Origin of the sequence: Actinoplanes oryzae (assembly GCF_030757795.1) — a bacterium.
Lineage (GTDB): Bacteria > Actinomycetota > Actinomycetes > Mycobacteriales > Micromonosporaceae > Actinoplanes.
In genome coordinates this window covers 22,889-32,893 of record NZ_JAUQWH010000097.1, presented here as the reverse complement: position 1 = coordinate 32,893, position 10,005 = coordinate 22,889, and the positions used below count along the sequence as shown (strand labels likewise).

Genomic DNA, 10,005 nt, shown 5'->3' with positions numbered 1-10,005 from the left:
TGCAGATCACCGGCGCGCCCCGGGTCCTGGTGCTGGGGCGCGAGGAGCTGGAGATCACCGGCTGGGCCGGGCCGTGGCCGGTGGACGAGCGCTGGTGGGCGCCGGCCGAGGCCGGGCGCCGGGCACGGTTCCAGATCGCCGTCGCGGACGGGCGGGCCTTTCTTCTCTCCCTCAGCAGCGGTCACTGGGCCGTGGAAGCGGTGTACGACTGATGAGTTTCCACAATCCGGACATCTCCTGGGGCGAGCTGGAGAGCAAGCTCACCGGCAAGCGGCACCTGCACGTCGTCGACCCGCTCGCGGTGGACGGCGACGGCGGGGACTCGCCGGCGTGGTCGCGCAAGCGGCAGCCGTACGAGGCGCCGGCCTTCGTCAAAGCGCAAGCCGCCGAGCCGTACGCGGAGCTGCACTGCCACTCGAATTTCAGCTTCCTCGACGGCGCGAGCCATCCGGAGGAGCTGGCCGAGGAGGCGGCGCGGCTCGGGCTGACCGGGCTGGCGGTGACCGATCACGACGGGTTCTACGGGGTGGTGCGCTTCTCGCAGGCGGCGCGGGAGCTGGGGCTGCCCACGATCTTCGGCGCGGAGCTGTCGCTCGGGCTCACGAAGCCGCAGAACGGCGAGGCCGATCCGGAGGGCACGCACCTGCTGGCCCTCGCGCACGGCACCGAGGGGTACGCGCGGCTGGCCCGGACGATCTCGCGCGCGCAACTGGACGGCGGCGAGAAGGGCCGGCCTTCGTACGGGAGAACAGAGCAGGTCGCGGAGGTCCTGAGGGACCACGTCCTGGTCCTGACCGGGTGCCGGAAGGGCAGCGTGCCGCAGGCGCTGGCGCGACAGGGTCCGGAGGCGGCCGCCTACGAGCTGGACAGGCTCATCGACCTCTTCGACCGCGCCAACGTCGTCGTCGAGTTGACCGCGCACGGCGACCCGGACGACGACGACCGCAACGACGTCCTGTACGAGCTGGCCCGCAGCCGCCGCGTCGAAGTGGTCGCGACCGGCAACGTGCACTACGCCACCCCGGGCCGGCGGCGGCTGGCGACCACGCTGGCGGCGGTGCGGGCCCGGCGCAGCCTGGACGAGATCGACGGCTGGCTGCCCGCGGCGGGGACGGCGCACCTGCGCAGCGGTGCGGAGATGAAGCGGCTGTTCGCGGCGTACCCGGGTGCGGTGGAGAACGCCGCGATGTACGGCCGGGAGCTCGCGTTCGACCTCAACCTGGTGGCGCCGAAGCTGCCCGACTTCCCGATCCCCGAGCCGGGGCACACCGAGATGAGCTGGCTGCGCGAGCTGACCATGCGCGGCGCCCGCGAACGCTACGGGCCGCCGCAGGCGCACCCGAAGGCGTACGAGCAGATCGAGCACGAGCTGCGCATGATCGAGGAGCTGGACTTCCCGGGCTACTTCCTGGTGGTGTACGACATCGTGCGGTTCTGCCGCGAGAACAAGATCTACTGCCAGGGGCGGGGCTCGGCCGCGAACTCGGCGGTCTGTTACGCGCTGCGGATCACCAATGTGGACGCCGTGGAGTACGACCTGCTGTTCGAGCGGTTCCTCGCCCCGGAGCGCGACGGGCCGCCGGACATCGACGTGGACATCGAGTCGGACCAGCGCGAGAAGGTCATCCAGTACGTCTACGACAAGCACGGCCGCGAGCACGCCGCCCAGGTCGCCAACGTCATCTCCTACCGGCCCCGGTCGGCCGTACGGGACATGGCCAAGGCCTTCGGGTTCTCGCCCGGGCAGCAGGACGCGTGGAGCAAGCAGATCGACCGGTGGGGGAGCGTCGCCGCGGTGGACGTGGAGGACATCCCGGCACACGTGGTCGACTTCGCGAACCAGGTGCAGAGCTTCCCGCGGCACCTGGGCATCCACTCCGGCGGCATGGTGATCTGCGACCGGCCGATCATCGAGGTGTGCCCGGTGGAGTGGGGGCGGATGCCGGGCCGCTCGGTGCTGCAGTGGGACAAGGACGACTGCGCGGCGATCGAGCTCGTCAAGTTCGACCTGCTCGGGCTGGGGATGCTGTCGGCGCTGCACTACGCGTACGACATGATCGAGCTGGAGCTGGACCTCGGCGACATGCGCCTGGACGATCCGGAAATTTACGACATGCTCCAACGGGCCGACTCGGTGGGTGTCTTCCAGGTGGAAAGCCGGGCCCAGATGGCGACACTGCCTCGGCTCAAGCCGGACAAGTTCTATGACCTCGTCGTCGAGGTGGCACTCATCCGCCCGGGGCCGATCCAGGGCGGTTCGGTCCACCCGTACATAAGACGGAAGAACGGACTTGAGGCGCCGACCGTTCCCCACCCGTTGATGGCGAACGCCCTGGCCAAGACTCTGGGCGTGCCGCTGTTCCAAGAGCAGCTCATGCAACTGGCGATCGACGTTGCCGGGTTCAACCCGGCGGAAGCCGATCAGCTGCGGCGAGCGATGGGGTCCAAGCGGTCGACCGAGAAGATGGAACAAATCAGACAGCGGCTCTATGCGGGAATGAAGGAGCGGGGCATCACCGGCGACCTCGCCGATGAGATGTTTCACAAGCTGTCGTCGTTCGCCAACTACGGCTTCCCCGAGAGCCACGCGATGAGCTTCGCCTACCTCGTCTACGCCAGCGCCTGGCTGAAGAGGTATCACCCCGCCCCCTTCTGCGCGGCCCTGCTCAACGCCCAGCCGATGGGCTTCTACTCGCCGCAGTCGCTGGTCGACGACGCCCGCCGCCACGGCGTCGAGGTGCGCCGCCCCGACATCAACCTCAGCGACGCCCTGGCCACCCTCGAATCCGGCGCGGGCACCCGCTGGGGCTCCGGGCCGGGGGAGCCGCCGCACATGTGGGGGCTCGGCGGGCCGGCCGTACGGATGGGGCTGTCGAGTGTCCGCACGCTCGGGGCGGACCTCGCGGAGCGGATCGAACGGGAACGGCGCGCCGGGGGGCCGTACCGGGACATGGCGGATCTCGCGCGACGGACCGGCTGCACGACCGCCCACCTGGAGGCCCTCGCGACCGCCGATGCCTTCGCGGGTTTCGGGCTTTCGCGCCGCGAGGCGCTGTGGGCGGCGGGTGCGGCGGCGCAGGACCGGCCGGACCGGCTGCCGGGCACGGTCACCGGGACGGGCGCGCCCGCGCTGCCCGGCATGGAGGACGTCGACAAGCTGGTCGCGGACGTGTGGGCGACCGGTCTGTCCCCGGACTCGCACCCGGCGCAGTTCCTCCGCGCCGAGCTGGACCGGCGGGAGGCGCTGCCCATCGCCAAGGTCGGAAGGGTGGAGAAGGGCACCCGGATCCGGGTCGGCGGCATCGTGACCCACCGGCAGCGGCCGGCGACCGCGGGCGGGGTCACCTTCGTGAACCTGGAGGACGAGACCGGGATGCTCAACGTCACCTGCTCGCCGGGGCTGTGGCAGCGCTATCGCCGGGTGGCGCGGACCAGCTCGGCGCTGCTGGTGCGCGGCATCCTCGAGAAGACCGCGGAGGGCGTGCTGAACCTGGTCGCCGACCGGCTGGAGACGCTCACCCCGCCGGTGACGCCGGCATCGCGGGATTTTCGGTGATTATTCCCTTACGGCACCTTTTGTGGCGTACACCGTTAGCCGGGGTAGAGACCACGTCGAGGGAGTGACACCATGATCCGCAGCCTGAGCCTGTCCGCCGTCCTGCTGGCGCTCGCCGCGAGTCCCGCCGCCGCCGCGAAGGCCGGGCAGAGCCGGCTGGAGCTGAGCTACACCGCCGCGGCGGGCTACGCGGGCGCGGTCGAGCTGCGCTGCAAGCCGGCCGCCGGCCCGCACCCGCAGAAGGCGGCGGCGTGCAAGGCGCTCACCGCGGCGAAGGGCGACCCGGCGAAGCTCAAGCCGCGCGCGGGCATGTGCACGATGCAGTACGACCCGGTGACCGCCACGATCCAGGGCACCTGGCGCGGCGGTCAGGTCGCCTGGTCGAAGACCTTCGGCAACGCGTGTGCGATGCGCCAGGCCATGGGAGCTGTCATGGCATTCTGATGACAAAGCGCCCTACTGACCTTGGGGTGCCGCCTCCTAGCATCGATGCATGTCCACAACGGAGCGGACCGACGTCGAGCAGGCGTTGCTCGGCGGCACCACCTATCGCAGCCTCGGCGAGCAGCGCCTCTCGCCGCAGGAGGAGCGCTTCGAGCGAGCCCGGCGCACCGCGGGGTTCGTGCTCGCCCCGCTCGTCACCCTCGTCTTCCTCGCCCTGCCGCTGGACCTGCCGCCCAGTGAGCAGACCCTGGCCGGCATCCTGCTCGGCGTCATCGTCGCCTGGGTCACCGAGCCCGTCCCCATCCCGGTCGGCGGCCTGCTCGGGGTCGCGCTGATCGTCCTGCTCGGGGTGGCGCCGGCGGCCGACGTGCTGGCGCCCTTCGGCTCGTCCACCGTGTTCACGTTCATCGGCGCGTTCATCCTCGCGCAGGCGATGCTCAAGCACGGCCTGGCCCGGCGCTTCGCCTTCCGGCTGCTGTCGGTGCCCGGCGTCGGCCGCTCCACGACCCGGGTGATCATCGCCTTCGGCGTCATCACCTGCTGCCTGTCCGCCTTCGTCTCCAACACCGCCACCGTCGCGATGCTGCTGCCGACCGCGCTGGGCATCCTCACCGTCATCGCCAAGCTGCTGCAGGACCGCGGCCAGGTCGACGCCACCTTCGACCCGACGCGGCTGCGGGTGGGTGCGGCGTTGCTGCTCATGCTGGCGTACGGGGCCAGCGTCGGCGGTCTCCTGACCCCGGTCGGCAGCCCGCCCAACCTCATCGGCCGGGGCCTGATCGAGGAGGCGACCGGCGAGCGCATCTCCTTCGCCGAGTGGTCGGCCGTCGCGGCGCCCCTCTGCCTCGGCATGTTCATCGTGCTGGCCGTCGTCCTGCTGCTGCTCAACAAGCCGGAGCTCAAGCGCATCGACGGCGTCGAGCAGTATGTGGCGACCGAGCGCGAGCGCCTCGGCCGGATGTCGCGGGCCGAGCGCAACACGCTGGTCGCCTTCGTCGTCACCGTCGTCCTGTGGATCACCCCGGGCGTCGTCGCGCTGATCGCGGGCAGCGACTCCGAGGTGTACGACACCGTCAGCGGCCGGCTCAACGAGGGCGTCGTGGCGGTCCTCGGCGCCTCGCTGCTGTTCCTGCTGCCGACCGACTGGCGCGAGCGGCGGTTCACCCTCGACTGGAGCGACGCGGCGCGGATCGACTGGGGGACGATCCTCCTCTTCGGCACCGGCATCATCTTCGGCTCGCTGCTGGCGGACACCGGGCTGGCCGAGCGGATCGGCAACTCCAGCGCGGACGTGCTCGGGCTCTCCGGCACGTTCGCGGTCACGGCGTTCGCGGTGCTGCTGGCGATCGTGATCTCCGAGACGACCAGCAACACGGCAGCCGCCGCGGTGGTCGTCCCCATCATCATCCCGATCGCGGCGGCCACCGGGATCGATCCGCTGGTGCCGGCGCTGGCCGCGACCTTCGCCGCGTCCTTCGGCTTCATGCTGCCGGTCTCCACGCCGCAGAACGCCGTGGTCTACGGCTCGGGCGCGGTGCCCATCACCACGATGATCCGCTCCGGGGTGTCCTTCGACGTGCTCGGTGCCGCGCTGATCCTGCTGCTGCTGCCGCTCATGGTCGCCGTCGTCGGGCTGGGCGGCTGAGATGGCGCGGATCGCCGTGATCCCCGGCGACGGGATCGGCGCCGAGGTCACCGCGGCGGCGCGGGAGGTGCTCGGCGCGGTCGCCGGCAAGCACGACCTCGACCTGAGCTACGACGACTTCGACTGGTCCTGCCGGCGTTACGCGGAGCACGGCGCGATGATGCCGGCCGACGGCCTGGAGACGCTGCGGCGCTACGACGCGATCCTGCTCGGGGCGGTGGGCTGGCCGGGGGTGCCCGATCACGTCTCGCTCTGGGGGTTGCTCATCCCGATCCGGCGCACCTTCCGGCAGTTCGTCAACCTCCGTCCGATCCGGACGTTCGCGGGCGTGGCGAGCCCGGTGCGCGACGCGGTCGCCGACTTCGTGGTGGTGCGGGAGAACGTCGAGGGCGAGTACAGCGAGGTCGGCGGCCGGATGAACCGCGGCTTCCCGGACGAGTTCGCCGTGCAGGAGTCGGTGTTCAGCCGCCCGGGGGTGTCACGGATCGCGGACTTCGCGTTCGAGCTGGCGCGCACCCGCCGCTCCTACGTGACGTCGGCCACCAAGTCCAACGGCATCGTGCACACCATGCCGTTCTGGGACGAGGTGGTGGCGCAGCGGGCGGCCGCTTTCCCGGACGTGCGCTGGGACGCCGAGCACATCGACGCCCTGGCGGCGAAGCTCGTGCTGCAGCCGGACCGGTTCGACGTCATCGTGGCGTCGAACCTCTTCGGCGACATCCTCAGCGACCTCGCCGCCGCGGTGGCCGGCAGCATCGGCATCGCGCCCTCGGCCAACCTCGACCCGACGCGGTCCGGACCGTCCATGTTCGAGCCGGTGCACGGGTCGGCGCCCGACATCGCGGGCAAGGGGATCGCCAACCCGGTCGGCGCGGTCTGGTCGGCGGCGCTGATGCTGGAGCACCTCGGCCACGCGGAGGCGGCGGCGGACGTGCTGGCGGCGGTCGAGACCACGCTGGCCGGGCCGGACACCCGGACCGCGGATCTGGGCGGGACGGCGGACACCGCAACGGTCGTCCGGGCGCTGGTGTCGGAAATCCGTCGCACCTGAGTGCAACCCGTCACATAGTTGCCAGTGTCTATGTCTTGGGCGGGGAGACGCCTCGCCGGACGGGGGGAAGACGTGCGACGAATATCTGTTCTTGCGGTGAGCGTCACCGCGGCCGCGGCGTTCGTCAGCGCACCGGCGACGGCGGCTGTCACCGGCACCCCGGCGCCCTCCCGCGCCACGGCGAGCCGCATCCTGATCACCGGTGACCGGGTCACCGTCCACGGCAACGGCTCCGTGTCCGTCGTGCCCGCGGCGGGACGCGAGGGGATGCGCTTTCTCAGCACGTCCACGCCGGCCGGGCGGTCGGTCATCCCCGTGGACGCGCTGCCGCTGCTGCGCTCCGGGCGGCTCGACGCGCGGCTCTTCGCCCTCGACTCGCTGACCGATGCCGCGGAGCTGCCGCTGCTGGTGGCGTACCCGAGGAGCAGGGCCGGCCAGGCCCGGGCGGCGACCGCCGTCGCGGGCACGCGGGTGACGCGCGACCTGACCAGGGTCGGCATGCTCGCGGTCCGGGCGAACACGTCCGGCCGTGCCGAGCTCTGGCGATCACTGACCACAGGCGCGCCCACCGACCGCACGCTGCGCGCCGGCGTCGACCGCATCTGGCTCGACGGCAAGCGCCGCATCAGCCTCGACCACAGCGTGCCGCAGATCGGGGCGCCCGCGGCGTGGCAGGCGGGCCCCGACGGCACCGGCGTCAAGGTGGCGGTGCTCGACACCGGCATCGACGCGACGCACCCCGACTTCGCCGGGCAGATCGCCGAGTCGCAGAACTTCACCGACGCGGCGAGCACCGATGACACGGTCGGCCACGGCACGCACGTCGCCTCCACCATCGCGGGCACCGGTGCCGCGTCGGGCGGCCGCTACAAGGGCGTCGCCCCCGGCGCGAAGCTCGTGATCGGCAAGGTCTGCGGCACCGAGTTCTGCGACGACTCCGCCATCCTCGCCGGCATGGAGTGGGCCGCGAGCCGCGCGCCCGTCATCAACATGAGCCTCGGCGGCGGCGACACCCCGGAGATCGACCCGCTCGAGGCCGCGGTCGGCGAGCTGACCCAGCAGTACGGCACCCTGTTCGTCATCTCCGCGGGCAACGCCGGCGGCTATCAGACCCTGAGCTCCCCGGCGAGTGCCGACGCCGCGCTGGCCGTGGCGGCGGTGGACCGCGACGACCAGCTGGCGGGCTTCTCCAGCCGGGGCCCGCGGGTCGGCGACAACTTCCTCAAGCCGGAGATCTCCGCGCCCGGCGTCGACATCGTCGCGGCCCGGGCGGCGCACGACCAGATCGGCGGCCCGGCGCCGGTCGAGGGCTATTCCAGCCTTTCCGGTACGTCCATGGCGGCCCCGCACGTCGCCGGTTCCGCCGCGATCCTCACCCAGCAGCACCCGGACTGGACGCCGAAGCAGCGCAAGACCGTCCTCATGGGAGCCGCGAAGCCCACGCCGGGCGCCGAGGTCGAGGGGCAGGGCGCCGGCCGGGTCGACGTGGCCCGGGCGATCACCCAGGAGGTCGCCGTCGACGAGGGCACGCTCGGCTTCACGGGCGGGCTGTGGCCGCACGACGACGACCAGCCCGAGACGAAGACCGTCACCTACCGCAACGACGGCGACGCGGCGGTCACGCTGACATTGTCGCTCGACGCGCCGGCGCTCTTCTCGCTCACCGGGCCGTCGACGCTGACCGTGCCGGCCGGCGGCACCGCCACGACGACCGTGACGTCGGACACGAGCGTCGAGTCGCCGGAGACGTACCGGGGTGGTTATCTGACCGCGACCGGTCCCGGCGGGTTGCGGGTCGTGGCGCCGGTCGGTGTCTACGTCGAGCCGGAGAGCTATGACGTGCCGGTCACGGTGACCGGGCGCGACGGCGCGCCGGCCGAGGGGGCGTACACCGTGTTCTTCGACCAGGAGACGCTGCGCTTCTTCGAGATCGGCGGGGCCGGCGGCACCACCCGGCTGCCCGCGGGCGACTACGGCGTCTATTCCTTCATCGACAGCTCGGATGACTCGGTGCTGCTCGCGCAGCCGCTGCTCGTCGTCGACGACGCGGACCCGGTCCGCATCGACGCGCGCAAGGCCGGCCAGGTGCGGGTGACCCCGCCGCGGGCCGGTGCGGTGAACACCATGCTCGCCACCTCCGCCGAATGGCTCAGCGACGAGTGGGGCGTCGGCGCCGGAACACTCGGCGACGAGACGCACGCCCTTTACACCGGGCAGATCGCCCCGGCCGCGCCGCTCGACATCTTCAACGCCTCGATCGCGGCGTCGTTCGCGGCGAGTGCGGCCCGGAACAGTCCGGAGATCTGGGACTTCGCGTGGTTCAAGAAGGGCCGGATGTTCCACGGCCTCACCAAGACGGTCACGCCGCGGGACCAGGCGACCATCAAGGCGCAGTACCACCAGGAGGCGCCGGGCACGGAAGGCGCCAAGGCGAACATCGGCACGCTCGGCGGCGCCGGGTTCTGGGCCGTCTTCACGCCGTTCGACCTGCCGTTCCGGCGGACCGAGCACGTCAACACCGACGGCGGCGGGCAGTGGCGGGCGGTGTTCTACCAGAGCATCCCGGCCGCCTCCCCGGACGACTTCCCGACCGACGTGAGCTGGTCGCAGGCGCCGCCCCGGACGCTGCGCGCCGGGCAGACGGTCCGGGAGGCGTGGAACAAGGCCGTCTTCGCCCCGAGCGTGGTCGCGCCGCAGTACCCCTTCGACTACGTGGTCCGGTTCGGTGACACCGTGTACGCCGGGATTCCGCTCTTCAGCGAGGGCGCGGGGCATCCCGGTTGGTCGGTGGTCACGTCGGCGCGGACGGCGCTCTACCGCGGTGACACCTTGATCGGGGAGAACGCGGACGTGTGGGGCGAGTTCGCTGTGCCCGCCGAGCCGGCGACCTACCGGCTGGAGGCCACCGCTTCGCGCGGGGCGCCGCACACGTTGTCGACCTCGGTTTCCGGCTCGTGGACGTTCCGGTCGTCCTCCGTGCCGGGCGAGGATCCCGCGCGGCTGCCGATCTCGGCGATCCGGTTCGATCCGGCGCTCGACTCCTTCAACAAGGCGCCGGCCGGGCGGACCCTCCGGGTGCCCGTCCACATCGACCAGCAGGTGCCGTCGGCGGTGCGGAAGGTCACTGTCGACGTCTCGTACGACGACGGCGCCACGTGGCAGGCCGTGCCGGTGACGGGGTCCGGGGCGCACCGGACGGCCGTGATCCGGCATCCCGGCGGCTCCGGGTTCGTGTCGCTGCGGTCGACGGCCGTGACGGCGGCGGGCACCGCTACGCAGAGTGTGATCAGGGCGTACTCGATCGGTTGA

5 protein-coding genes and 1 pseudogene are annotated in these 10,005 nt (G+C 71.9%); all 6 read left to right on the top strand.

From position 1 onward, the window contains the following. Window positions 1–212 (top strand): annotated as a pseudogene (locus RBH18_RS27345) (DNA polymerase Y family protein); the annotation flags it as partial. Then, entirely contained in the window at window positions 212–3,556 is a 3,345-nt protein-coding gene (locus RBH18_RS27340; protein ID WP_306212744.1) for an error-prone DNA polymerase, read from the top strand. The pseudogene RBH18_RS27345 and the gene RBH18_RS27340, both read left to right, overlap by 1 nt. Before the next feature lie 72 nt (window positions 3,557–3,628). Then, entirely contained in the window at window positions 3,629–4,000 is a 372-nt protein-coding gene (locus RBH18_RS27335) for an SSI family serine proteinase inhibitor (RefSeq protein ID WP_306212742.1), read from the top strand. Between the two features lie 49 nt (window positions 4,001–4,049). Further along, entirely contained in the window at window positions 4,050–5,645 is a 1,596-nt protein-coding gene (locus tag RBH18_RS27330; RefSeq protein WP_306212740.1) for an SLC13 family permease, read from the top strand. 1 nt (window position 5,646) lies between these two features. After that, window positions 5,647–6,696 carry a tartrate dehydrogenase gene (locus RBH18_RS27325; protein WP_306212738.1) on the top strand — a complete coding sequence of 350 codons (1,050 nt, stop codon included), beginning with the start codon at window positions 5,647–5,649 and terminating at the stop codon, window positions 6,694–6,696. 96 nt (window positions 6,697–6,792) lie between these two features. Then, a complete protein-coding gene (locus RBH18_RS27320; RefSeq protein ID WP_306212736.1) occupies window positions 6,793–10,005 on the top strand; it encodes a S8 family serine peptidase in 3,213 nt (1,070 codons plus the stop codon).

Bases quoted from the DNA above. Each gene is read 5' to 3' on its own strand.
- RBH18_RS27330 (WP_306212740.1), top strand. From the start codon at position 4,050: ATGTCCACAACGGAGCGGACCGACGTCGAGCAGGCGTTGCTCGGCGGC.
- RBH18_RS27340 (WP_306212744.1), top strand. From the start codon at position 212: ATGAGTTTCCACAATCCGGACATCTCCTGGGGCGAGCTGGAGAGCAAG.
- RBH18_RS27335 (WP_306212742.1), top strand. From the start codon at position 3,629: ATGATCCGCAGCCTGAGCCTGTCCGCCGTCCTGCTGGCGCTCGCCGCG.
- RBH18_RS27325 (WP_306212738.1), top strand. From the start codon at position 5,647: ATGGCGCGGATCGCCGTGATCCCCGGCGACGGGATCGGCGCCGAGGTC.